Here is a 24,556-nt window from a genome sequence, read left to right as displayed (position 1 = left end):
GTCAGCGTCTATTTCAATCTGATTTTCACCTCTACCTGACCACCAAAAGTCTGAAGGCCTGCTGCTAATTCAGGAACCCTTGTTCCACTTGCTGCACTATTAGTCAAGTAATAAATTGCAATCAGGTTATCAGGCACTTTGTCGATATATCGATCAGCTGAGACTTGGTTGTTCAAATTAATTCTTATTGGGGCTCCAACTTCTGTATCCCAAGAAAAGGCCCTACCTTCTGAAGATGGTATTGTAGTTCTCTTATACCCATAAAATCGCACGCTAATCCTTTCATAGTCATCACTTCTTGGAAAAGAGGCATGCAGGAAATTTGTTCCTCCTCCATGCTGACTATTTGTATGGTAAGAGGTAAATACAGTAAGCGGAAGGTGAAGAATTTTCAGTTTTTCATCATTCTCGATTTTGACTTTGCCTTCAGCTGTATGGTATTTGAACCAGTCGCCTCCATCTTTTCTCCTCATATAGATGTCTACTTTCAAATCTTCCTCCGCTTCCTCCACATCCTCATCCAAGGCCTGGTAGATGATCCTGGGATTTCTGGTCGTAGCATTGATCATACTTCCATCAAATTTTCCATATTTACCAGGGGTAGACCATTCATACTTGTAATCAAAAGTACTGGCGTTCTCAAAAGCATCTCCATTGGCCCACTCCACATATAGGGCAAGGCTCTGTTTCTCTTTGCCCTGAAGGGTCACTCCATCAGGTTTGATTTCCAGCCTTGCCGGCTTGACCGAAACCGTAGCGGTGGCTTCACCGATTTTCGATTCATTCTGACCCTGTTTGACATAGGCAACCACTGTAATCGTTTCTTTGGCATCATCCGGAATATTGGATGCCGTGGCCCGGTAGGTAACCGTCTTCTGACCATTTTCAAATGACTTCCCATCATTGCCAATATTGTCCCGGATCGTGCCGTAAGTACCTGAAGTGGACCATTTGTAAAGGAATGCCTGTCCGTCGCTCAGCTCTGTTTTGGTCTCTACAGTAAAGTCCTTGTTGGTGAAGACCGTGACCGAGGTCTCCTCTGGCAAGAGTTTGATGTCATGTTCCCGGGCCGTTACCAAAAACTGCTCTATGGGCAAGGCATTGGTAAGATGGGCTATCATTCTTCCCGCATCCCACGCTGTCAGCGCCGCCTCTATCAGTTCAAAGGCTTTCTGAAACCTGGCAATGTTCCTCTTGGTCTGCAGCTCCCTATCATCATAGAAATTCCCAAACTCCGGTTCTTTGGCATATTTCGAATAAATCATATCCATCAATTTTCCACTGAGCTGGCCGGCAACCGCATCTTTTGTCGGATTGAAAAACAGCTCTTCCAATGTCTGCTTCAGGGCATCCCTATACTTTCCCTCTTCTACTTTGGCCAGGATTTCAGGGTATTCTTTTATAAATGTGGTCGTTATTGAATTCATAAGATCCATAGGCCAGGCATCATCTCCTTCTACCTTCAGGTTTTTATTGATGATGAATGTGACTGCGGGCAGCAAAGCTTCTTTGAAAAAGGTCTCCAGGGCGAGCTCCTTGTACTTTTCCAGTTCAGTCGTGGTCATCCTGCTTTGGTCAAAGTTGTTGAAGGTAGGACCTACTACCCTTACTGCATACTCAGCTTCGGATTCATTGGCTCCCAATGGTATGGACACAGGACCGGTCTCCTTCATAAACACTTCCATCCCATTTCCCGCCAGATGATCTGTCAGCACTCCCATGATACCTCCGGATTTATTCGCTGCATCTATGGCCTTTTCACTGAATATGGCAGGACTCTGGGAAGGATTGAAACTGTTGGATTTGATCAATTCTGTTTTTGTGCCTTCTTTGTCCTTAAAGGAAAGTTTGTACAAATAAGCATAAGCCACACGCAGGTATTGGTTCCTGATGAGTATGGACTGAAAGTCATTGTCAAAAACCTGTATACCGCTCTTGTACCCGGTGGGACCGACGTTGATCTGCCTTGCCCGGATGTCTATCTCCTCTCCTTTTTCATAAATAGGCCTTGAAAAGTCTTCCAGAGCAGGGATGTACTTTTCGGTTTCAAAGAGCTTATTGTCGCTTACATATAGTTCGGCCAGTTTTTTTTTGAACTCATCCATTCCTGGCAGGCTTGCTGCTTCATCGGGGTATTTTTCCTGCACAGATGAAGGCAGGATAAATCCGCCAAGGCCCAAGAAAGCCAAAGCTTCAGCCGAAGACTGAATGCTGAGGGTTTTGTTTTTGTCATTGATAAAGCCGAGTAAAAGTATATTATCATCCTTGTCCTGAAGAAAGGCCAGCTGGCTTTTTCCCTGTGGCACGAATACTTTGGAACTGTTGCCCTGTAGCGGATGCTCCTTGAATGCCCCGATCACCTTGGCACCTTCTAGGTCGGGACTGACATTCTCGGGAAAAACCACATTGATATCCATGGTGGGATAATCGGTGGGTTGTGGATCCGGGTCTGGGTCAGGATCTGGATCCGGGTTGTCAATGATAGGTGGCAGATCAGGTTCTTCCACGTCTTTGCAGGAATTGAAAAACAACAGAACCGAAAACAGAAGCAAAAGGTTAAATCTGACTTTCATAACAGTAAAGGTTAAGGGTATATGACCTTACATCGAAAGCGAAGGCAATTGTCATCAATTATTTAAAAAATCCCGAAGAAATTTCTCCGGGATATTATCTGTTCAACGAGGGTATTCCAACTATTTCAACTTGATTTTTATTTCTGCCATTCCTCCAGCGCTTAATGCTGCATCAATAATATCATTAGGACAACCATCATCGATAAAGCAACTTCTTGAATTTATTCTAATACCGATTGCAAAGACATCATCCGGGTATTCAATGTCATAAACACGGTGGGTTAAAGCTCCAGCAAGGTCATATAATGTTGGAACACTTCCATCTCTTTTCCATTTCAAAACCACTCCCTCATTTCTAGCAGTAAATCTAGTTCTAAAGCCATACAATCGTACGGTATATTCTTCATATTCTTCTTTTTTGGGTATATCAACTTTTATAAAATTAGACAAACCTCCTATCCTGTCTCTTACAACGTGGTTAAAAGTTGCCACAGTAAATGCTTCATGATAAATCAAATAATTATCGTCATTTTCAACTTTTACTTTACCTTCGGCAGTGTGGTATTTGAACCAATCGCCCCCGTCTTTATCCTTCATGTAAATATCCACTTTTAAATTTTCCTCTCCTTTTTCCACATCCTCGTCCAAGGCCTGATAGATAATCCTTGGCCTAGAAGTGGTGGCATGAGTCATCCTACCATCAAATTTACCATATAGGCCCGGTGTGGACCACTCGTACTTGTACTCAAAACTATTGGTGCTTTCAAATGCATCCCCATTGGCCCATTCCACATATAGGGCAAGGCTCTGTTTTTCTTTTCCAACCAAAGTGATTCCATCAGGTTTGATTTCCAGCCTTGCCGGCTTGACCGAAACCGTAGCGGTGGCTTCACCGATTTTCGATTCATTCTGACCCTGTTTGACATAGGCAACCACTGTAATCGTTTCTTTGGCATCATCCGGAATATTGGATGCCGTGGCCCGGTAGGTAACCGTCTTCTGACCATTTTCAAATGACTTCCCATCATTGCCAATATTGTCCCGGATCGTGCCGTAAGTACCTGAGGTGGACCATTTGTAAAGGAATGCCTGTCCATCACTCAGCTCTGTCCTGGTCTCTACAGTAAAGTCCTTGTTGGTGAAGACCGTGACCGAGGTCTCCTCTGGCAAGAGTTTGATATCATGTTCCCGGGCCGTTACCAAAAACTGCTCTATGGGCAAGGCATTGGTAAGATGGGCTATCATTCTTCCCGCATCCCACGCTGTCAGCGCTGCCTCTATCAGTTCAAAGGCTTTCTGAAACCTGGCAATGTTCCTCTTGGTCTGCAGCTCCCTATCATCATAGAAATTCCCAAACTCCGGTTCTTTGGCATATTTCGAATAAATCATATCCATCAATTTTCCACTGAGCTGGCCGGCAACCGCATCTTTTGTCGGATTGAAAAACAGCTCTTCCAATGTCTGCTTCAGGGCATCCCTATACTTTCCCTCTTCTACTTTGGCCAGGATTTCAGGGTATTCTTTTAAAAATGTGGTCGTTATTGAATTCATAAGATCCATAGGCCAGGCATCATCTCCTTCTACCTTCAGGTTTTTATTGATGATGAATGTGACTGCGGGCAGCAAAGCTTCTTTGAAAAAGGTCTCCAGGGCGAGCTCCTTGTACTTTTCCAGTTCAGTCGTGGTCATCCTGCTTTGGTCAAAGTTGTTGAAGGTAGGACCTACTACCCTTACTGCATACTCAGCTTCGGATTCATTGGCTCCTAATGGTATGGAAACAGGACCGGTCTCCTTCATAAAGACTTCCATCCCATTTCCCGCCAGATGATCTGTCAGCACTCCCATGATACCTCCGGATTTATTCGCTGCATCTATGGCCTTTTCACTGAATATGGCAGGACTCTGGGAGGGATTGAAACTGTTGGATTTGATCAATTCTGTTTTTGTGCCTTCTTTGTCCTTAAAGGAAAGTTTGTACAAATAAGCATAGGCCACACGCAGGTATTGGTTCCTGATGAGTATGGACTGAAAGTCATTGTCAAATACCTGTATACCGCTTTTGTACCCGGTGGGACCAACATTGATCTGTCTGGCCCGGATGTCTATTTCCTCCCCTTTTTCATAAATCGGCCTTGCAAAGTCTTCCAGAGCAGGGATGTACTTTTCGGTTTCAAAGAGCTTATTGTCGCTTACATATAGTTCGGCCAGTTTCTTTTTGAACTCATCCATTCCCGGCAGGCTTGCAGCTTCATCGGGGTATTTCTGCTGCACAGATGAAGGCAGGATAAATCCGCCAAGGCCCAAGAAAGCCAAAGCTTCAGCCGAAGACTGAATGCTGAGGGTTTTGTTTTTGTCATTGATAAAGCCGAGTAAAAGTATATTATCATCCTTGTCCTGAAGAAAGGCCAGCTGGCTTTTTCCCTGTGGCACGAATACTTTGGAACTGTTGCCCTGTAGCGGATGCTCCTTGAATGCCCCGATCACCTTGGCACCTTCCAGGTCGGGACTGACATTCTCGGGAAATACCACATTGATATCCATGGTGGGATAATCGGTGGGTTGTGGATCAGGGTCTGGGTCAGGATCTGGATCCGGGTTGTCAATGATAGGTGGCAGATCAGGTTCTTCCACGTCTTTACAGGAGTTTACTGCCAGAAAAAAGGCAAAAAACAGGAGGAGGTAAATCTTCGGTTTCATGATGATTAAGGTTGGTATATCCTTACATCGTAAAACCTTGAAAACATCATCAAAAAAAATTAAGCTTCTGCTCTCTTCCTTTTGAAAAAAATGATAAGGGCAAAAAGCAGAAATAATGCAATTATCCAATACAACCTATAATCTTTAGCCCCAAGGTCAGAAATAGGTCCAGGATCACCGATCAGTATCAGCCCTGCCCAATACTGAGGAGAGAGTGTTCTGCCCTGTGCCGTTTCAAGGTATTGTAATTTGGCCAGACGGAGTGCCCTGTCTTTTGGCTGGCCATCTTTGATATATTGGAGGAAAAATTCTGTGATCTGGTTGCTGGCCTTTTCATCAATTTTCCAAAGGCTGGTCAATAGGCTCTCACTGCCTGAATAAGTAAAAGCATGGCTTAGGGAAATCATTCCTTCACCTGGTTGATAGATGGGTTTACCGGTTTCGCATGCAGTCAATATTGCCAATTCAGCCCGCAGGTCTGTATTGTAAATTTCGTAAGCATAAAGTGAGTTGTCTTCATCTGTCAAACCCCCTCCATTGGATTTGGCAAAAATCAAGCGGGAAAATGCCGGGCTTATATTATCGGACTCGGCATGGGTGCCAATATGGATGATCTTGTGGTTGCCGGCCTTTTGCCGAAATGCAGCTGGAGTGGATTCCTCAAGGACATACCGTTCTCCTTCAAAAGACCTGCTCGCATTCTCCGCCAAGCTCAAAGTAAAGGGTTGTGGCAATAATGAGAGATAGGCTTTGTCTACCAAAGTACTGTCTTGGACAAAAGCCATATATTTTTCTTTCATATTGTCGATGAATCCGGGAGCAAAAACAACGTAATTGGAGGAAATTTTTGAAGTAGGCTTCTTTTGGGTCATGCTGAGGCTAAAATGATAGTAAATGTCATGCCTGGCCAAGAGACTTTTTTTGGAAAAATCCCGAAAACTGTCTGTACTTTCGGTCAGCAACATGTCAAAGCTCAGGTTATACAAAATGCCATCCGGAATGATCAGCACCCTTTCTTCTGTCAAATCATTCGCAAATGGCTCCCAAAGCTGCTTGTACAACTCATGGCTAAAGGCACAGATTACTTTTGTCTCATGCCAGTTTTCAGATAACTTAGAGATCAAGTCTGCCTGAAAATCCAGAGGATAAAGCTTCATCTTGCCCTGTCTGATGACAATGGCATACAGGTGGTCTTCTACAAAAATGTACCTTACAGCCTGAAGGGATATTGGAAGACGGATTTCCTGCCGGCTGATGTTGGCATAGCGGGTTTGATAATAGTCTGGGTATTCAGTTCTGAGCATCTGGAGAAAATCATCCCATTCATTTGAGAGCTTTATGAAATCTGACAAAGAACTCGCCTCTTCAAGTTCATCTCTCAAATTTGCTTTTATTTGCGCCTCTCTGTCCAGCACTTTTTGTGGAATATCCTTGAAAGATACCAGACCGGCCTGATTGACCTGAGCACGGATTTTTGCATAGACTTCTGATTCCTGTACTGCCAACAAAGACTTCAAGTAGGCCTCATCTTTTGATTTTTGGTAAAGTTCCAACTGTATCTTTTTGATAAAAGAGAGGAGTTCCTGACTTTGGCTTTGAAGTACAGAGATGTCTTCAGAGTTGTTGAGTGTATTTTTTCTCCTTTCCAAAACCTGTTGTGCATCCATCAGTTTTTCCAAGCTGGATTCCAAAAAATACTGCGAGGGGTCCTGGTTGAGGTAATATTCGGATTTTACCTGAAGCAAAACTGCCTGAGGTTTGTCAAATTCTACCCTTACTGAATCTAAGCTTCCCTTGGTATTTCGGATCAGGCTTTCCAAGATTTCCAGACTTTCATCGGCTAAAACTTTGGCCCTTTGGTATGCTTTTAAATTGAAATGTACTTCTCCCAAATTTAATATCTGGTTGAAACCGGTGACCGTATTTTTCCCGTCGGTTTTGAGGACATAATCAACTCCTTTTTGAGCCATTTCCAATGCTGTCTTGGACTCTTCCTGCAATGAAAAAAAACGGGAGGCATTCCCCAAAAAACCCAGATATACATAGTCAGCTTTGTCTTTGAGTCCTTTCAGAAAGTATTCATTGGCTTTGTGGTAATGTGACTTGGCTTTTTCAATGTGCTGAGTGGATTCATAAAGCATCCCAAGGGTATAGTGGGCATCTCCTGCCTGAATGAAAAACTCACCTTCATTTTGGCTGATTCCCTCCAAAGCCTCCAATAGCAACCCCTCTGCCTGAGAGAAATTTTTGAGAGAATTATGTGCCTGGCCCAGGTGGATTTTAGTCTCTATTACCTCAGGGTGCAAGGGATCAAAGCGCTTTTCTTTTTCTCTAAGGGTGTACTCATGCAGCTGAAGTGCCTTTTGATAATTACCTACACTTTTATAAACAGCTGCGAGATTGGCAGTGCTGTAAAAGAGGGAAATATGTGCACGGTTCCATTTTGGATCATCTTTGGCATTTTCCAAAAAATGTTGGATCAGGTCAATAGAAGATTTGACCCTTTTGATACTTTCCTGAGGATTGCCTTTGACATCATAAACTGCAGCCAGGTTGCCATCGATCATGGCTTTTCGGTAGTATTGGTTGGTAGGATTGGCCTCCATCTGATCTAGCATTTTGATCCCCTCCAGCCAAAAATATTCCGCTGAATCCCATTTGGCTTCATACCAATACCTTACTCCGAGGTCATTGAGTGAGTTGAATTTACTGACAGCAGAGGTCAGAGGATCTTCCTCAAAACCCTTATGGGCTTTCAAAGAATGTGATTTGGCGAGCTCTGGTGAACCCAACAAGGAAGCTATGACGCCAAGGTTTTTTTCGATTATGCCCCATTCTTCTCCCCTATAATCCGGCATCTGATAGGTAAATTCCAGTGCTTTAAGATTGGCATCGTAAGCCATCTGCGTTTTCCCTGCTTCCAGGTAATAGGTGTGTATTTCCAGATATGCCTGTCTTAAGGATCTGGCTTCATTGGTTTTTTCCCTAATAAGGTTCAACCAGTTTTCTGCAGCTTCTATCCCCGCAGTGGTGGATTCTTTTTGTTGTGCAATGTATCCGGCATAGGGAATAAAATAAGCAAGATTTAGGTAGTCGGATTGCTCAAGATATTCTTGGGTATATTTTTCAAAAAGCTTCTCAGCTTGCTGAGTTTGTCCATCTGATAAATATGCCTGAATTGCCGCCAATTGTGCATCCACGGGATTGTCAGATTGCATGCCTGCCAAAAGCAAGGCCAACACGATCAGCAGCAAGGCTTTCATTTTTCCTCTAAAGTTTTGAGCAGTTGATCTTTGAGGGGATGTGTGGAATTTGCCAGATTGACTTTCGCTTCCTCCATTCTTCCCTCTCTCAGGTGTGCCAAACCCAGATACCAATAATTGTCTTCAGTAAACCTGCCTTCCGGCAGTAAGAGCACTTTTTCGAAATAGGAGATGGCAGCCTCCGTCTCTTTCAGGGCAAGGTGTGAGGAGCCTATAAAATAAAGCAGGGTGTCATTTTCAGGTTTCTCCAATAGAATTGTTTCCCATCTACGTATTGCATCCCTGTAATTCCCGGACTTATAATCCACCATTGCCCTATCAAAGTCATATTGTCCCTCTGAGCTCATGGCAGTGATCAAACCTGGGTCTTCCTGAAAGTATTGGGCAAACAACCTTTCATGGCTAGTTGGCTGAGGATAAAGTGTCCATACAGCCGCTGCTATTACCAATGCTATGGCCGCTGCAGCAGACCAAAACCAAGGTGTGAGTTTTTTGACAGGAGCTGGTCCAGATGATTCGCTTTCCATGTCCTGATGGAATTTATCCAAGCTATTTCGTAAAGCCCCTTCTTCCACGGCCGAAATCAAAGCCTTGACTTCTGCGTGCTTTTTTCTCAAGTCCTCACTTTGCTCCAGTTCCTCCCGGAATAAATCAGCTTCAGAAGCAGACATACTTCCTAGAATATACTGCTCTATCCTTTCAAACTCTTCTTGTGATATATGATTTGGGTTATTCAAAGTCTTATTTGGTTTTAGTTTTCCACTTTTCTTTCAGCTGTTGAATGCAGCGGTACTTGTTGTTGCGTGCAGTTGCAGAAGTCCAGTCAAAGGCTGAGGCTATTTGCTCCATGCTTTCTTTCTGGAAGTAAAACCTTTTCAGAACTTCCTTGCAGGTTTCGCCAAGATTTTCAAACTCTTTGACGACCCACTGATGGTAGGCTTCTGTTTCAGGTTCATTTTCTTCCTCAGCCTCGTGAAGGTTTGGTTGCAGTTCCACGGTAATTTTGTTTTTGGCATTTCTCAACTTATCCAGCCACTTGTTTTTGGCAATCTGATAAAGGTATCCCGCTATCGCGGTTCCGTTTTCAGGATGAAATTTCTCCAGCTTGATGTTTCTCCAAAGGACCACAAATGCTTCTTGGTAGATATCTTTGGCGTCTTCAGGATCTCCATTGTTTGCCAATATGTATTGTTCGATCTTTTTGTACTGGCTTTGATAGAATACCTGAATCATCCTGGAATCATTATTTTTGATTCCTTCTATTATTTCTTCCTGACTATATTTTTCAAAAGTATATTGCTGCATTTCGATAAATAATACAGAAATATACAATCTATTGAATTTCAGACCAATTTAATGGTGTTTTTTACCACCAAACTTTTACATTTTAAATAAATAAGTTAGACCAATTGAAATGGCAAGGTTTCGGAGATTACATCCACTTTCTCCAGATTTAGGTTCTCTACCTATACATGCCCTGCGAGGGCGAAGATTGTAAGGGCAATAATTCATGCTAATTTTCTCATGTTAATAAAATGTCTTTTTTAAAACATCGGATAAGCTGCTTTTTGTCATCAAAAAAAATGGAGAAAAGCAAATTATACCCCTGATTACCCAGTGATTCAACTTGATCTTCTCCGTCTACCGAAGTGTGTTCACTTACTAAAAAAATCCCCTTGTCTTACAGCTTTTCTGAAATCATTTTGTCAAAATTGGTCTATATCCTGGAAAGTGATGGATTCATCCTGCACAATTTCAAACAGCTTTCCGGCAATGAAATTCAATGAACGTTGGTATTCTGCATAATTACTTGAATTCATTGCAACACTGATTGAAATATTCCCAGGTATGGAAACTGACAATGTCTGAGTTCCTGGCCAAGATCCGTCATGCCAATAGACATTGCCAAGATCAGGGTGTGCCAACCGATAAACACCTTTACCGTAGTTACCTGAATTGTTCAAAGGCGTCCGCCTTAATTGATTGGACTGAGTGCTGAGCAAGGTAGGACGGTTAGGTTGCTGGTCTACAGCGCTGAGAATTCTTACCACATCACTAGGTGTACTTACCCAACCGGCTGTGGCATCAGCTCTACCGATATTATATGTTGTGTAAGGATCCAAACTGTCATCAGCAAGATAGGATACTTCATTAGGCCCTTTATCATTGGCAGATGTATTTGCCAGGTACGTATTTTTTGCTCCTACAGGGTCTAATATTTCCGATTTGACATAGGCCTCATAGGACATCCCTGATGCCTTTTCGATTACTCTGCCCAATAAGACATATCCAAAATTGGAATAATGGTAGGTGGTTCCTGGGTTGGTAGCTTGAGCGACATTATCCAATCCCCAAGAAATCATTTCATTTTGGGAAAGGTTAAAAGGCGAGTCAAAAACTGGGTCATCTACAAAGTTTCTCCATCCACCGGAAAGATGATGTAGCAGGTGATTGACTGTGATATTTCTGATTCGGTTGGAGTATGCTTTGCTTCCATATTCTGTCCCGAGAATTGCCCCTTCCCCAAAAACAGGGTCATCCAAAGCAAGCTTGCCTTCTTCCACCAACTGCATGATGGCAATGCCTGTAATGGTCTTTGCGAAGCTGGAATAACGAAACTCGCTATTGATGTTTACCCTGGAACCTGTGTTGACATCTGACAGCCCATAAGCTTTGGTGTAAACCAATCTGCCGTTTTCAGCAATGGCAATTGAAAGTCCCGGGAACAAGAATTCATTCATGATGTCCTGAACCCTATTGTCTATGGCGAGAATATCCTCTTGCTCTGGACGGTTGATGGGATTTTCGTCTTCCTTTTCCGAGCAGGAGAAGATTACTAACCCTAGAAATAGATAAATTAGGTATTTGATATTTTTCATAACTGTTAGTTTTAGGTTCAAAAAAAATTATGGAGCCGGAGTCGGAATTACAGTCACCTCCAGCTTATGGTATTGCCCTGCTCTTTGATCAATGATCTGCTGAAATTCTGCGAGCATCTGGTTTTTGGCAGCCTCGGAAATTCCAAGGCCCAAATAGGGGGAGCCTATGATGATTCTATGCTGAACGGTGTTGTCTTGTATGGTGAGTTGATTGGGTCTTCTGACAAATACATCGGATTTACTTCCGTCCTCTCGTACATTTCGAAACTCGTATTGCTGTACATTTTCCCTATGCTGAAAAGCAGCTTCATAATACGGATTGGACACATACCAGCCATCTGATCTTAGTTCAGCAGGCTGGACCAATTTGTAGTCGACTAAAAATTGAAGGTCATCAATCCTGTCAGGCTCTTCTGTTTCCTGGCAGCTATAGAGCAACAAGGCCAAGGCTAAACTGAATAAGGAGAAGTAATGTGATTTTTTCATAGCATTAAAATTTTACTTAAACCGAAGATTTGTTTATACATTGGAAAAATTGTTCGATGTCATCAGCCCGATCAAAAAAAATAGGATGAATGGATACCTGATAGTTTTCATGATTAGGAGCTTTTTGTTTGATGGTCTTTTACTTTAATGATCGGGTTTCAGAGGCTGAACCGGAGTCCAATTGCCACTGTAATGATTGCCGGGCTGAAAATTGGGATCATCTGTGCCGTGGTATTCCCCAAACTCATTAGTGTACCAGTAATTGTAGTGGCCTTCTTTTTTGATCTGTTGTCCTGTGTATGGATCGCTAAAGCTGCTATATCCCGTTATTGCATCTGTTACGGAAGCATTTCCGGAATAAGAGCTGGAACCTCCACTTCCAAAATTTCTTTCATACCAGGCTTGGTTTTGCTGGTCAAAAGTCTGTCTCATGGATGCCATGTTTTGCTGATGGGCATTGAATTGCTGCCTTTGTTGGGCCATTCTTGCCTGATGATCTTGAGACATGCGCTGGGTTTCCATATCGATGATCTGAGACCTTTTGGCATCCCACTGAGGGTTTACCTGCAAGTCCATGTCCATCTCTCTTTTCTCTGCCTGGGCAAAAAGATTTTCCGGAGCAAGAGTAAATCCACCTAGGACAATCCCATATTTGCTTGTGAGGTATGGGTTTTGGTCTATTACCCCGATTTTGGCTGCTTTCAGAACACCTTTATAAGGAACATTCTTTCTTGAAGCAGTAAAATCCATTTTTATAATATCAAAGTCCATTGTAGCATAAGCTCCTGCCTGTCCGACCATATTGGTATAATTTTGGGCGAATTCCCTGTATTGTCTACCCTCGTCAGAAGCCAAAGCTTCCCTATCCGATTGCCTGCTACCGATGATGAATTTTTCCAAAAATGGTCTTGAGCAGTAGTGCATCAAATAATTCACCAAATCATCAAAGTACACTCCGCTTTGCTGCCCATACATGACATAAGCGTTGTAGTTCATCATCAAGGGGAGAAATCCGTGGATTTCGCCTTCGGGACTTTCCATAGCCAAAAGGAATTTCAGGTACCCTGACCCATTTGGGTTGGAAGCCACATCCTGATGGAGCACCCAGCCTGCTGGTACCTTAAGGGTCATCATGGTCATGTTCAGGGCCTGGTCTTTTACCTCCACTTTTTTCATGCTGGATGATTTTGGGAGTTCCTTGGCTTCTGAATCAGCCTTTTGGACCCCTTCATTTTCAGTCATTGATGGTTTAGGATCATGGCTGTTTGACGCTTTTTCATTTGGGCTGGCACAGGAAGTAAAACAAATACAAAAGCTGAGCAGCAAAAGTGTAAGTTTCAAAAAGGATGGTTTCATATCGGTAAGGGTTTTGGTCTTTTTACACCTCAGCATTGCGGAATTGGAAAAATGTCATCATGATTTGGTATACATTTTTTGCTTTCACTGAAAAATTATGTGCCATTATTGCCGTTCTGCACTATTTGTGTTTTCTGCCAAAAGGAAAATCTTTATACTCACATAAAATCCCTTCCTATGAAAAAATACCTGCTTCCCATTTTTCTCTTGCTTGCCTGTCAAGCAAAGGAATCATCAGCCCCTGAGCCTGTTTTGCCCATTCCTTCTGAGCGGCAACTGGCCTGGCATGAGCTGGAGTATTATGGCTTTGTCCATTTCAATATGAATACTTTTTCGGATATGGAATGGGGCATGGGAGACGAAAAACCCTCCCAGTTTGATCCAAGTGAACTGGATACACGACAATGGGCCAGAATAGTCAAGGATGCAGGGATGAAGGGAATCATCATTACCGCGAAGCATCATGATGGTTTTTGCCTATGGCCATCGGCTTATACAGAGCATTCTGTAAAAAATTCACCTTGGAGGGACGGAAAGGGAGACCTGATTCAGGAACTTAAGGAAGCCTGTGATGAATATGGCTTGAAAATGGGCATTTACTATTCACCATGGGACAGAAATCACGCTGACTATGGTAAGCCCGAGTACATCACATACATGCGTAATCAACTTACTGAATTACTGAGCAATTACGGGGATATTTTTGAGGTGTGGTTTGATGGAGCAAATGGAGGAGACGGTTATTACGGAGGGGCAAATGAAACAAGAAGGGTGGACAAAAAAACCTATTACGATTGGGAAAATACTTTTGCACTTGTTCGGGAGTTACAGCCCAATGCGGTAATCTTCGGTGATGCAGGACCGGATGTAAGGTGGGTAGGCAATGAAAATGGGTACGCATACGAAACTACCTGGTCAAACCTTTTGCGGGATTCTGTTTATGCCGGAATGCCTGAATATGCTGATGTATATGCGTCAGGACAGGAAAACGGTACTCATTGGGTGCCGGCAGAGGCGGATGTATCTATCCGTCCCGGATGGTATTATCATGAGTATGAAGACCACAAGGTCAAAACCCTGGCGCAACTTTTAGACATTTATTACAAATCCATTGGTAGAAATGCCTCCCTGCTGATCAATTTTCCGGTAGATCGCAGAGGGTTGATCCATGAAAAAGACGAGCAGCAAATCTTAAAGTTGGCAGAAAAAATCAAGGAGGATTTCCGTGATGACCTTGCGAAGGGTACCAAAGTAAAAGCCAATAAAGAAAGAGGAGGTCAATATGCTGCCAAAAATGTCCTAGATAAGAATCCTGAAACTTATTGGGCAGCTGGAGAGGGAGTGATTCAAGGCCACCTTACATTTGAATTTGACCAGCCTACCTGGATCAACAGGTTTATGGTGCGGGAATATTTCCCACTGGGTCAAAGGGTCAGAAAATTCAGTTTGGAAGGAGATTCCGGCAATGGCTGGAACCTGATAGCAGAAGGCACCACTATCGGGGCCAAAAGAATCCTGAGATTTGAAGACATAGAGGTCAAAAAACTGAGGCTAAATATTTTGGATGCCAAATCAGAACCCTTAATCATGGAGGTTGGAATCTTTGATGCACCCAAACTTGTAACCGAGCCGGTTCTCAAAAGGAAAAAATCCGGGGAAATAACACTAGAGGTTCCCGAAGACGGTGTGGATATATTTTATACCATTGATGACACCACTCCTGATGGCACTTCCTTAAGGTATGAAGAGGCATTGGTTTTAGATGCTCCATTGACCCTTCAGGTATTGGCCATAGATCAAAGCAGTGGCAGAAAAAGTGAGGTATTAAGATTTCAAATCGAGAGACCTAAGGCAGAATGGCTTGTTCTCCATGAAAACCAAGATGCGGAAAAAGCCATAGACGAGAACCCAGACACCTTTTGGCAAAGCGATAATGATGAACTCATCGTGGATTTGGGTGAGGAATTGACATTGGAAGGCTTTACTTATCTCCCTCCACAAAACAGGTACATGAAAGGGATCATTTCAAGGTATGGATTTGCGGTAAGTAGTGATGGGAAAAAATGGAGAGAGGTAGCATTGGGAGAATTTTCCAATATCAAAAACAACCCTGTGGAGCAGCGCGTCAGTTTCAGTACTACAAAGGCAAAGTACATCAGGTTGAGAGCTATGCAGACGGTAGACGGGGGGCCGGCAGCTTTTGCAGAGCTTGGGGTGATAACAGGGGAAGGGGATAAAGATTAAAAGGGTTCACGCGAAGAGGACAAGAGGCAGGAGAGGGTATAAAGTACGAAGATGAGTTGGAGTATGGAAGAGGCTTCTCCTTGTCACCCCAGAGTTATTAAAATTGGCATTTACAGAAAGGAAATGACAAAATTACGCGTCATGCTGAGCGGAGCTTGCGGAGTCGAAAGCCTGTCCCGCAGCATTGCGGGGCATCTCCCACATGGTAGGAGATTCTTCACTACGTCACCAATGACAGAAACGTACGTCACTCTGACGAAGGAAGAGTCTCCCAAAATAGAGGAGATCCTTCATCTCCGCAAGCTCCGATTCAGGATGACGTACACCAACTGTCATTGCCTTTCTGTAAATGCAAAATTTTAAAATCTCAGAATGACGATCCCCACATATCTGTCATTGGTACAAAGGAGAGGTCTGTTTATTAAATACAAACATGGATTTTTCACTTCGTTCAAAATGACAAGGCGAAGTCAACTTGGTCTCTTAGGGGGAATAAAGGTTCGCGCCTAACCTGTCCCGAGAATCGGGAGACGCAAAGGCGCTAGGCATAAGGTTGGAGTATGAATTAGGCCTCGTAAATCGTAGATCGTACCTCTTAAATCACAGCTAACTTCTTACCCAAAACCCCTTAGCGTCCTTGCGAGAAACAATAGTATCCACACTCTAAAACGCTTCTCCAATAAACAAATAAAACCCTGTTCCCTCTTGGGTAAATGCAACATCAAACCTCGTATAAATGTCCTTTTTCGGAAAAAGCAAAAAACGCAAGCCTCCTCCCGCAGACCACACCACCTTATGGATTGAGGCCAAAGAGAAATCAGGAAATACCGTCGCCGCACCGGCAAATGCTGCCGCACCGATCCTGTCCGTAAACCCCAAAGGAAGGGGAAGCATCCTGTATTCCACCTGACTGGCCAACTGATGCCTGTCCCTGAATCTACCCAGATAATATCCCCTCATCATGCTGTCTCCCCCCATCAAAGCCATCTGATTGAAAGGAACATCCCCAAAATTGAACTGTCCAAGAAATTGAAACGCCAGCACATTGGACTGTCCTATCGGTCGAAAGATCCTCGTATCAGATATCACCGTGGAAAAATCAAAGGTGCTCAAGGCTCCTGCATACTTTAGAAAAGCCAATTCAGAAAAATTCCCCTTGCGGACATTCAGCACATTGTGCCGATCGTCATAAACCAAACCCAAGCCCAAGCCAAGATTATTGGAACCTTCATTACCCAAGGGCATTTCAAATGCAGGTGCTTCGGGCGAATCGTTGAAACTCACTGAGGACATCCTCTGAAAATCAGCCTCCAATCCAAAGTACAGATTCTTTCTCAGCTCCCTTAGCACCCTTTCCTTGATCAATATCTGATTGGCATCCACCAGAGAAAGGTATTCTTTTGGACTGTCCATACCAATACCGTGATACTTGAGCGGAAAACTCTGAATCCTGATCCTGCCCAAAAAGAACCACTTGTCCTTGTCCGTATATACCGCATGGTCAAACCACAGCCCATATTGGTTTTCCAAGGTGACAAAGGTGAAGCCGTTTACCTCGCTGAGCCTATTGCTTGAGTCCCTATTGGCATAATACACATATAGGGAAGAAAGCCCAATTTCCCAGCTTGTCTCAGGAGCATAGGCCAAAGTGGGGTAAATCAAAAACTGCGGTCTGCTGATATCGGAGGTGTCATTGAGCAGGCTATTGACATAGCGGGTAAAAAAATCCTGCCCTTGTAGAAAGCCGGCGCTTCCCATTAGAAAAATCAAAGAAAAACATAGAGATCTGATCATATCATGCTACAAACATGAAATGTAGTTCCAAAGTTGGGATTAGGCTAAAATTCACCTCATTTTCTTTACTTGAACTTCACCACTTTCCCATGTGCTTTGGAAGTCATTTCCTGTGGAATGGTCTCAGAGATTTCTTTGTAAAGCAGCTCTACCAGTTTTTTCTTCAGAAAACTCCTGGTCAGGACTATGCTCACCTCCCTTGTAGGTTCTTCAGGATAAAATTTCCTCAAGCGCTTCTTTTCCTCTTCATTCAGGGAAAACGTGGCCAGTTCAGGTAACAGGGTGACCCCAGTGTATTGATTGACCATGTTCTTAAGCCCTTCCAGAGAACCACTTTCGTAGTGGAAATTCATTCTTTCAAACTTGTTTTGCTTGCATAAGTTGAGTACTTGATCCCTAAAACAATGCCCTTGCTGCAATACCCACATGTCTTCCTTTTCCAAGTCCGGAAGGGAAATCTTTTCTTGTTGAAGCAACCCATGGTCCTTTGAAAGGTAGGCATAGAATTTTTCGTAAAAAATAGGCTTTTCCACAATTCCAGGTTCGGAAAGCGGCGTGACCACAATTCCCAGATCCAGCTCATCATTTTTCAGTTTTCTGAGAATTTCCTCTGTGATATTTTCTTCTACCTGAAGCTTTACGTTGGGATATTTTTCCAAAAAAGATTTGATAAACCTGTGTAGCAAATAGGGAGCAAGGGTGGGAATGATTCCCAGCTTTATGACTCCACTTACATCACCCTTCAGCTGGGCAAGCAGTTCATAGATGCCTTTGCTTTCCGACACTACCCTTTTCGCCTGGTCTATGACCTGAATACCGATTTCTGTAGGAATCACAGGCATTTTGGACCGGTCAAAAAGGATGACATCCAACTCTCTTTCCAACTTGCTGACTTGTGCACTCAAGGTCGGCTGCGTCACAAAACAAGATTCCGCAGCATGCCCAAAATGCCGGTGCTTGTCCACCGCTATGATATATTCCAATTGCTGAATGGTCATAATAATTATAAAAAAACGCCCAAACTGATGTCAAAACCCATTTTTTGGATTCGGAGCAAATATAAAAATCTTTTTCTTTTTATTTAGATTTGATTTAAATAATGATTAATTTCGCCACCAAATTAATGTGAACTATGATCAAGAATATCCTACAATCAGCATTATTGGTCCTGACCGGAAGCATCCTGTTGTCTTGCGGAGGAAGCTCTCAGGATGACGTCGTCAACGTCTATACCCATCGACACTACGAAGCAGATCAGCAGCTTTTCGATAAATTTACCGAAGAGACCGGGATCAAGGTAAATGTGGTTTCAGCATCTGCTGACGAACTTATCCAAAAACTGGAGCTTGAAGGCGCCAGTTCTCCTGCTGACGTATTGATCACTGTGGATGCCGGAAGGTTGCACAGGGCCAAGACCAAAGATCTTTTGCAGGGTGTCAGCTCAGAAACCCTCAATTCCAACATCCCTTCCAAATATCGTGATCCTGAGGGAAATTGGTTTGGACTGACTTATAGAGCTAGGATTTTTGCCTACAGCAAAGACCGCGTCAACCCAGAGGACCTCAGCACTTATGAAGCTTTGACAGAAGAAGAGTGGAAAGGAAGGGTTTTGACCAGGTCATCCGAAAATATCTATAATCAATCGCTTTTGGCGTCTATCATTGCACACCATGGCAAAGAAGGAGCAGAACAGTGGGCTGCTGGTCTATTGGCCAATATGGCAAGGGATCCAAAAGGATCGGACAGAGACCAGGTCAAAGCAGTTGCCTCAGGTGAAGGAGATGTGGCTATCGTCAACACTTACTACATCGGCATCATGCTCAATGATTCCAATGAAGAAGAAAGGAAAGCTGCTGAGAAAGTAGGCATTTTCTTTCCCAATCAAGGAGACAGAGGCACGCACATCAATATCTCAGGAGCAGGAGTAACCAAATATGCCCCCAATAAAGACAATGCCGTAAAACTGCTTGAGTTTTTGTCCAATCAGGAGTCTCAGGAGTTCTTGGCAAATATCAACTTTGAGTATCCTGTAAACCCAAATGTAGACTTCTCCGACTTGCTGAAGAGTTGGGGAGACTTTAAGTCTGATGAACTCAATCTATCCGTTTTGGGAGACAACAACAGTGATGCAGTAGTCATCTTTGATAAAGTAGGGTGGAAATAAGGCTGTTTTGAGCATAGTAAAAAGCAATTATTATTGGTGGAACAAGTGGACAGGCTATTCATTGCTGATCTTGCTTTTGATAGCTACCCCACTGTTTACCATATTCTTCAAGCTATTTGACCGACCCGGAGATAGTTGGCAGCACATTGCCAACAATCTCCTTTTCGGTTATTTCCAGAATACCATTTTGCTGCTCCTCGGCGTGGCAGTTATGACTTTTTTGTTGGGAGTAAGTACAGCCTGGCTAGTTTCCAATTATGAGTTTCCAGGAAGAAAATATTTCGAGTGGCTCTTGATTCTTCCTTTGGGATTTCCGGGCTACATCATGGCTTATACCTATGTGGGAATGCTCGATTATACAGGTCCCATCCAGGTTTTTTTAAGAAATACATTTGACATTCATGTCAAAGGAAGCCTGCTGGACCTGATGAACCTGCCCGGTGCCATTTTCATTCTTTCGATCACCTTGTTTCCCTATGTTTTTCTTATTACACGGTCTTCATTTGTACAGCAGTCCAAGACCTTACAGGAAGCCTCTTTTCTTTTGGGAAAAAACAGGTTTCAGACCTTTTTCAAAGTAGCCTTACCTATGGCTAGACCGGCAATAGTGGCCGGTATCGCATTGGCCTCTATGGAAGTGCTCAACGATTATGGAACGGTAAAGTATTTTGGGGTCAATACCTTTACGACAGGAATTTTCAGGGCTTGGTTTTCGCTCGGAGACGCTGGTACAGCCATATATCTGGCAGCCATCCTGATGGTTTTTGTGTTTGTGATCCTATACCTGGAATCTTTGCAGCGCGGCAACAGGCAATATGCCTCTGGCAAGGACATTCACAAGCCCTTGGTAAGGATCAAGCCTATCATAGGTAAGCAGGTTTTATATACCCTGATCTGCGGGACAGTATTCTTTTTGAGTTTTCTTTTTCCTTTCCTGCAATTGCTCCATTGGGTAAGCCTTACCTACCATAAAGTGATCAATACTGACTTTTGGCTTTTGGTCTATAGGAGCTTTGGGCTGGCGGCAGTGAGCGGGGCATTGATAGTAGCGCTTTCAGTGATTTTACTCTACACCCTTCGCTTGAGTCCATTCAGGTGGGTAAAAAACATCACCAAAGTAGCCACCCTAGGCTATGCCATTCCGGGGGCAGTCATTGCTGTCGGCATCATGATTCCATTGCTTTCTTTGGACAAATGGATCTACAGTACATTTATTTCTGCCAAAGCCGCAGGATTGTTCTTCTCGGGAACTTTATTTGCCCTAGTATTTGCTTATATAGTCAGGTTTATGGCGGTAGGCTACAATCCGGTGGAAGCAGGTTTCCAAAAAATAGGAATACATGTCAATGAGGCAAGCAGGCTCTTGGGAGCAAGAAGCACAAAGACGCTCTGGAAAATCGATCTACCATTGATCAAAACCAGCCTCATTTCGGGCATATTGTTGGTTTTTGTGGATGTATTGAAAGAATTACCCTTAACTTTGATCCTGCGCCCGTTCAACTACCAGACATTGGCCACTAAGGCATTTGATATGGCTACCAACGAGATGATTGCAGAATCAGCCAACGCTGCACTGATCATTATCCTTACCGGTATCATCCCTATCATATTCCTCAATAAACTGATCAAAAAAAGAGAACCCTAGGTGGAAACAGGATGAGGATTTTATCACTCCAAAACATTCATAAAAAGTACCAAGATGCCAAGGATTTCGCTGTCAGCGACGTTTCCTTTGAAGTGGAGGAAGGAGAGATCCTTGCCTTGGTGGGAGAAAGCGGATCCGGAAAAACTACCGTACTCCGTCTGATTGCCGGTCTTGAGCATCCTGATTCCGGAAGTATCTCCCTCTCAGGGCAGGTAATCGTGTCCGGAAAAAAATCCGTTCCTGCCCATGAAAGAAAAGTGGGAATGGTTTTCCAGGATTATGCACTTTTCCCCCATTTGACCATTTTAGAAAACATCAAGTTTGGGTTGAAAAAGAGTATGGGTGATGTGGATAAAATTGCACGGGATACCTTAAAGCTCGTGGGACTTCATGAAGATTACCAAAAATACCCCCATCAGCTTTCCGGTGGGCAGCAGCAGCGTGTAGCTTTGGCCAGGGCTATTGCGCCAAATCCAAAGATCTTATTGATGGATGAGCCTTTCAGCAACCTTGACGCCATGCTCAAGGATCAGGTAAGGGAAGAAATCCGGCAGATCATCAAAAAAACAGGGATTACAGCCATTTTTGTGACCCATGATACCAAAGATGCTTTGTCAACAGCTGATAGGATAGCAATTTTGCATAAAGGATATTTGCAGCAGATCGATATCCCTAAACACCTATATGAAACCCCGGTGAATCCCTATGTGGCCAACTTCTTTGGAAAAAGAAACGAAATCATGGCTACTCCACTTCAGGAGGGATGGCATACTTCTTTTGGATTCATCTCAGATCCAGAGGCCAAAAAATACAAAAACAAAGTGAAGCTGATGTTCCGCCCCGAACACGGGGAAGTAGTACAGCGGGACGGGCAGCAACTCACAGGAAAAATCGTCAAAATCTCCTATTTTGGAAGCCATCAGATGGTAAAATTGGCGGATGATGAAGGTAAAAGGGTCACCATCCGAACCAATCCGGGAAGGTCATTTGAAGGGGTGGAAAGGGCATTTTTTTACCTTTGGAAGTATGATGTGGAGGAAGCTTTTTGAGTTTGGATTCGACGGTGATTGGGTGATTGGTCCACAGTCGACCGTCCACTGCCACAGGCCTGTCTCTAGTTTCAATTTACGAAGTACGATTGACGAATTACGGGGCCCTCTACTCACCTCAACCCTTCTTAGTACATTGTACTTGGTACTTGGTACCTTTCTCATGTCTCAAATTTCATATCTTTTATTTACGAGATACGATTTACGAGTTACGAGGCCCTCTACTCACTCCAACCCATCTTGTGTCTTATGTCTAGCATCTTAAGTCTTAAAATGATTTACGAAATACGAGTTACGAGGCCTTTTTCATTCTCCAACCTTATGTTTAGCGCCTTTGGACCTTCGCGTGAACCTTTATTGCCACGAATGAGACATCAAGGCACCAAGAAGGCTTCGCCTTGTCATTTTGAACGAAGTGAAAAATCTATGATTAATTGTGATAAATAGACCCCTCCTTCGTCGGGGTGACAAGGAGAAGCCTTTTTCATTCTCAAACCCTTCTTCGTACTTTGTACCTGGTACCTTTCGCAAATCTCATATCTTTTATTTACGAGATTCGATTTACGAGTTACGAGGCCTTTTTCATTCTCCAACCTCATGTCTAGCGCCTTTGTGTCTCCGCGTGAACCTTTATTGCCACTAAGGCGCTAAGACACCAAGAATGCTTCACCTTGTCATGTCGAATGCAATGAGACATCTGATTTCTCGCTACTACGCAAATGCTAAAAGCAAAATGTTTAATGGTGATTTATCCATTAATTAAAGGATTCTTCAGCATAACGCTAAATTTAAGATCAGTTTCTTTAGTCACTTTTTGTTCCCGACGTTCGGGACAGGCTTTGATACAAAAAGTAACCAAAAAGATCAAGAAAATGGAATTCCCGAAAAAATCGGGACAGGCTCTATCAGCGCGCAAGGCTTACGCTGGCCCGGTCCATTTTCCTTCCTCCCCTCCTAATTTCCATGGCAAGGTTATTCTAATTTGAAGGTTTCAAATACTCACAAGTTGTCCGGAGGCTGTGCCTTCGGACTGTTGGTAAAGGAGTTTGTAACTCCGGCACTGCCTTTATTGTCTCTGCGCTACTTCGCGCCTTTGCGTCTTGGCGGGAACCCATTTTTAATAGCCACGAACCTGTCCCAAAGATCGGGAGGCGCTAAGACACCAAGAAGGCTTCACCTTGTCATTTTGAACGAAGTGAAAAATCTATGATTAATTGTGATAAATAGACCCCTCCTTCGTCGGGGTGACAAGGAGAAGCCTTTTTCATTCTCAAACCCTTCTTCGTACTTTGTACCTGGTACCTTTCTCAAATCTCAAATCTCATGTCTACCGTCTCATATCCACTCCAACCCTTCTTAGTACTTCGTACTTGGTACTTGGTACTTGGTACTTTCACTCAATTCCTTTAACTCCCCGCATAGACAATCAGCGTCAATCCAATAAGGAAAAGCAAAAACATCCCACCAAGTAGGGTGTTGGTGCTCTTGGGTGCTTCCTTAAATTCTCTCCAAATAACCACTCCCCAAAATGCCGCAACCATGGTCGCCCCCTGACCCAATCCGTAAGAAATCGCAGGACCTGCCTTTTCCGCTGCAATGATGCTAAAGGACATTCCAATACACCAGATAATTCCTCCCAAAATCCCCACAAAGTGAACCCAAGGACTTCCTTTGAAATAATCTGTGGCATTTAGAGGCCGACCTTCTATAGGCTTTCTCATCAGAATAGTATTGAACACAAAATTGCTCATTAAGATCCCTATGGAAAATACAAATACCGCTCCGTAAGGGGTGAACTTGCCGCCCTCGGGATTGCTGAAATCCAGTGACATGGACTGTGCCACAAAGAAATAAAAGAAAGACATCAAAAATCCTCCTGCCAATGCCAACATCAAACCCGTTCTTGGACTTTTTTGCTTGGTCTGTGCAAGCTTCTTATACGCAAAAGCATCCATCACAATGGCCATAACCACCAATGCTACTCCCAAAAACAACAGCAAAGGATCTCCTTTTTGAGCGGATACATAATTGACGATGACTCCCAAGACCAAGGCCAATCCAATGCCGACAGGAAAAGCCACAGACATCCCCGCATATGCAATCGCTGCAACAATCAGTATATTGGCCAAATTAAAAATTACTCCACCTAAAAAGGCCAAAGTATAGCTTTTGGAATCAGCCTGGAACAGATCCTCCGAAAAACTCCTTCCTGCATCCCCTGTGCTGCCTAGTGTCAGCCCAAAGACCAATGCTAGGATCACAATTCCGAATACATAATCCCAGTAGAAAAGTTCAAAGCGCCATTTTGAACCGGCCAGTTTTTGGGTATTGGCCCAAGAGCCCCAGCAAAGCATGGTGATAATGCAGAAGATCACCGCTAAGGAATATGATTCGATAATGTACATG

At 43.5% G+C, this 24,556-nt stretch carries 15 protein-coding genes; 4 read left to right on the top strand and 11 right to left on the bottom strand.

Going from position 1 to position 24,556, the window contains the following annotated elements:
* Nucleotides 1–8: 8 nt before the first annotated feature.
* The 8 genes from EGN73_RS06520 to EGN73_RS06485 form a co-directional block, all read right to left on the bottom strand.
* Nucleotides 9–2,573, bottom strand: a complete 2,565-nt coding sequence (locus EGN73_RS06520) for a hypothetical protein (RefSeq protein ID WP_219287740.1) — start codon at nt 2,571–2,573, stop codon at nt 9–11.
* A gap of 120 nt (nt 2,574–2,693) precedes the next feature.
* Nucleotides 2,694–5,270, bottom strand: coding sequence for a hypothetical protein (locus tag EGN73_RS06515; protein ID WP_219287739.1), 2,577 nt, complete (start codon nt 5,268–5,270; stop codon nt 2,694–2,696).
* A gap of 59 nt (nt 5,271–5,329) precedes the next feature.
* The gene (locus EGN73_RS06510) at nt 5,330–8,533 is read right to left on the bottom strand and encodes a CHAT domain-containing protein (RefSeq protein WP_219287738.1); all 3,204 of its coding nucleotides are present in this window, start codon (nt 8,531–8,533) and stop codon (nt 5,330–5,332) included.
* Nucleotides 8,530–9,270, bottom strand: a complete 741-nt coding sequence (locus EGN73_RS06505) for a tetratricopeptide repeat protein (RefSeq protein WP_219287737.1) — start codon at nt 9,268–9,270, stop codon at nt 8,530–8,532. The genes EGN73_RS06510 and EGN73_RS06505 overlap by 4 nt, the downstream gene beginning before the upstream one ends.
* Nucleotides 9,271–9,274: 4 nt before the next feature.
* On the bottom strand, nt 9,275–9,838 hold the full coding sequence (locus EGN73_RS06500) for an RNA polymerase sigma factor (RefSeq protein WP_219287736.1): 564 nt from the start codon (nt 9,836–9,838) through the stop codon (nt 9,275–9,277).
* 401 nt (nt 9,839–10,239) lie between these two features.
* The gene (locus tag EGN73_RS06495; RefSeq protein ID WP_219287735.1) at nt 10,240–11,412 is read right to left on the bottom strand and encodes a serine hydrolase domain-containing protein; all 1,173 of its coding nucleotides are present in this window, start codon (nt 11,410–11,412) and stop codon (nt 10,240–10,242) included.
* Between the two features lie 27 nt (nt 11,413–11,439).
* On the bottom strand, nt 11,440–11,898 hold the full coding sequence (locus EGN73_RS06490) for a hypothetical protein (RefSeq protein ID WP_219287734.1): 459 nt from the start codon (nt 11,896–11,898) through the stop codon (nt 11,440–11,442).
* A gap of 144 nt (nt 11,899–12,042) precedes the next feature.
* Nucleotides 12,043–13,254 (bottom strand): hypothetical protein, encoded by a 1,212-nt coding sequence (locus EGN73_RS06485; RefSeq protein ID WP_219287733.1) that lies wholly within the window; start codon nt 13,252–13,254, stop codon nt 12,043–12,045.
* A 177-nt stretch (nt 13,255–13,431) separates the two neighbouring features.
* Between EGN73_RS06485 and EGN73_RS06480 the strand changes: the two genes are divergently transcribed.
* A complete protein-coding gene (locus EGN73_RS06480; RefSeq protein WP_219287732.1) occupies nt 13,432–15,498 on the top strand; it encodes an alpha-L-fucosidase in 2,067 nt (688 codons plus the stop codon).
* A gap of 663 nt (nt 15,499–16,161) precedes the next feature.
* On the opposite strand, the gene EGN73_RS06475 is transcribed toward EGN73_RS06480, so the two are convergent.
* Both EGN73_RS06475 and EGN73_RS06470 read right to left on the bottom strand, forming a co-directional pair.
* Complete coding sequence (locus EGN73_RS06475; RefSeq protein WP_219287731.1) at nt 16,162–17,292, bottom strand: BamA/TamA family outer membrane protein; 1,131 nt, start codon at nt 17,290–17,292, stop codon at nt 16,162–16,164.
* A gap of 65 nt (nt 17,293–17,357) precedes the next feature.
* Entirely contained in the window at nt 17,358–18,290 is a 933-nt protein-coding gene (locus EGN73_RS06470) for a hydrogen peroxide-inducible genes activator (protein WP_219287730.1), read from the bottom strand.
* A 134-nt stretch (nt 18,291–18,424) separates the two neighbouring features.
* Here EGN73_RS06470 and EGN73_RS06465 point away from each other — a divergent pair, with 134 nt between their 5' ends.
* The 3 genes from EGN73_RS06465 to EGN73_RS06455 are packed head-to-tail and all read left to right on the top strand — an operon-like array spanning nt 18,425 to nt 22,150.
* Entirely contained in the window at nt 18,425–19,456 is a 1,032-nt protein-coding gene (locus EGN73_RS06465) for a Fe(3+) ABC transporter substrate-binding protein (RefSeq protein WP_246611494.1), read from the top strand.
* A 7-nt stretch (nt 19,457–19,463) separates the two neighbouring features.
* Entirely contained in the window at nt 19,464–21,101 is a 1,638-nt protein-coding gene (locus EGN73_RS06460; RefSeq protein WP_219287729.1) for an ABC transporter permease, read from the top strand.
* Between the two features lie 11 nt (nt 21,102–21,112).
* Nucleotides 21,113–22,150: an ABC transporter ATP-binding protein gene (locus tag EGN73_RS06455; RefSeq protein ID WP_219287728.1), complete on the top strand. Its 1,038-nt coding sequence runs from the start codon at nt 21,113–21,115 to the stop codon at nt 22,148–22,150.
* A 1,406-nt stretch (nt 22,151–23,556) separates the two neighbouring features.
* Here the strand turns inward: EGN73_RS06455 and EGN73_RS06450 are convergent.
* Nucleotides 23,557–24,555: a GRP family sugar transporter gene (locus EGN73_RS06450; RefSeq protein WP_219287727.1), complete on the bottom strand. Its 999-nt coding sequence runs from the start codon at nt 24,553–24,555 to the stop codon at nt 23,557–23,559.
* Nucleotide 24,556: the final 1 nt, after the last annotated feature.

The organism is Arthrospiribacter ruber, assembly GCF_019343195.1.
Taxonomy (GTDB): Bacteria; Bacteroidota; Bacteroidia; order Cytophagales; family Cyclobacteriaceae; genus Arthrospiribacter; species Arthrospiribacter ruber.
This window is presented reverse-complemented; position numbering and strand designations above follow the sequence as displayed.

Coding starts and splice junctions, on each gene's coding strand:
- EGN73_RS06520 (WP_219287740.1), bottom strand. CDS start 2,573: ATGAAAGTCAGATTTAACCTTTTGCTTCTGTTTTCGGTTCTGTTGTTT.
- EGN73_RS06515 (WP_219287739.1), bottom strand. CDS start 5,270: ATGAAACCGAAGATTTACCTCCTCCTGTTTTTTGCCTTTTTTCTGGCA.
- EGN73_RS06510 (WP_219287738.1), bottom strand. CDS start 8,533: ATGAAAGCCTTGCTGCTGATCGTGTTGGCCTTGCTTTTGGCAGGCATG.
- EGN73_RS06500 (WP_219287736.1), bottom strand. CDS start 9,838: ATGCAGCAATATACTTTTGAAAAATATAGTCAGGAAGAAATAATAGAA.
- EGN73_RS06495 (WP_219287735.1), bottom strand. CDS start 11,412: ATGAAAAATATCAAATACCTAATTTATCTATTTCTAGGGTTAGTAATC.
- EGN73_RS06490 (WP_219287734.1), bottom strand. CDS start 11,898: ATGAAAAAATCACATTACTTCTCCTTATTCAGTTTAGCCTTGGCCTTG.
- EGN73_RS06485 (WP_219287733.1), bottom strand. CDS start 13,254: ATGAAACCATCCTTTTTGAAACTTACACTTTTGCTGCTCAGCTTTTGT.
- EGN73_RS06480 (WP_219287732.1), top strand. CDS start 13,432: ATGAAAAAATACCTGCTTCCCATTTTTCTCTTGCTTGCCTGTCAAGCA.
- EGN73_RS06475 (WP_219287731.1), bottom strand. CDS start 17,292: ATGATCAGATCTCTATGTTTTTCTTTGATTTTTCTAATGGGAAGCGCC.
- EGN73_RS06470 (WP_219287730.1), bottom strand. CDS start 18,290: ATGACCATTCAGCAATTGGAATATATCATAGCGGTGGACAAGCACCGG.
- EGN73_RS06465 (WP_246611494.1), top strand. CDS start 18,425: ATGATCAAGAATATCCTACAATCAGCATTATTGGTCCTGACCGGAAGC.
- EGN73_RS06455 (WP_219287728.1), top strand. CDS start 21,113: ATGAGGATTTTATCACTCCAAAACATTCATAAAAAGTACCAAGATGCC.
- EGN73_RS06450 (WP_219287727.1), bottom strand. CDS start 24,555: ATGTACATTATCGAATCATATTCCTTAGCGGTGATCTTCTGCATTATC.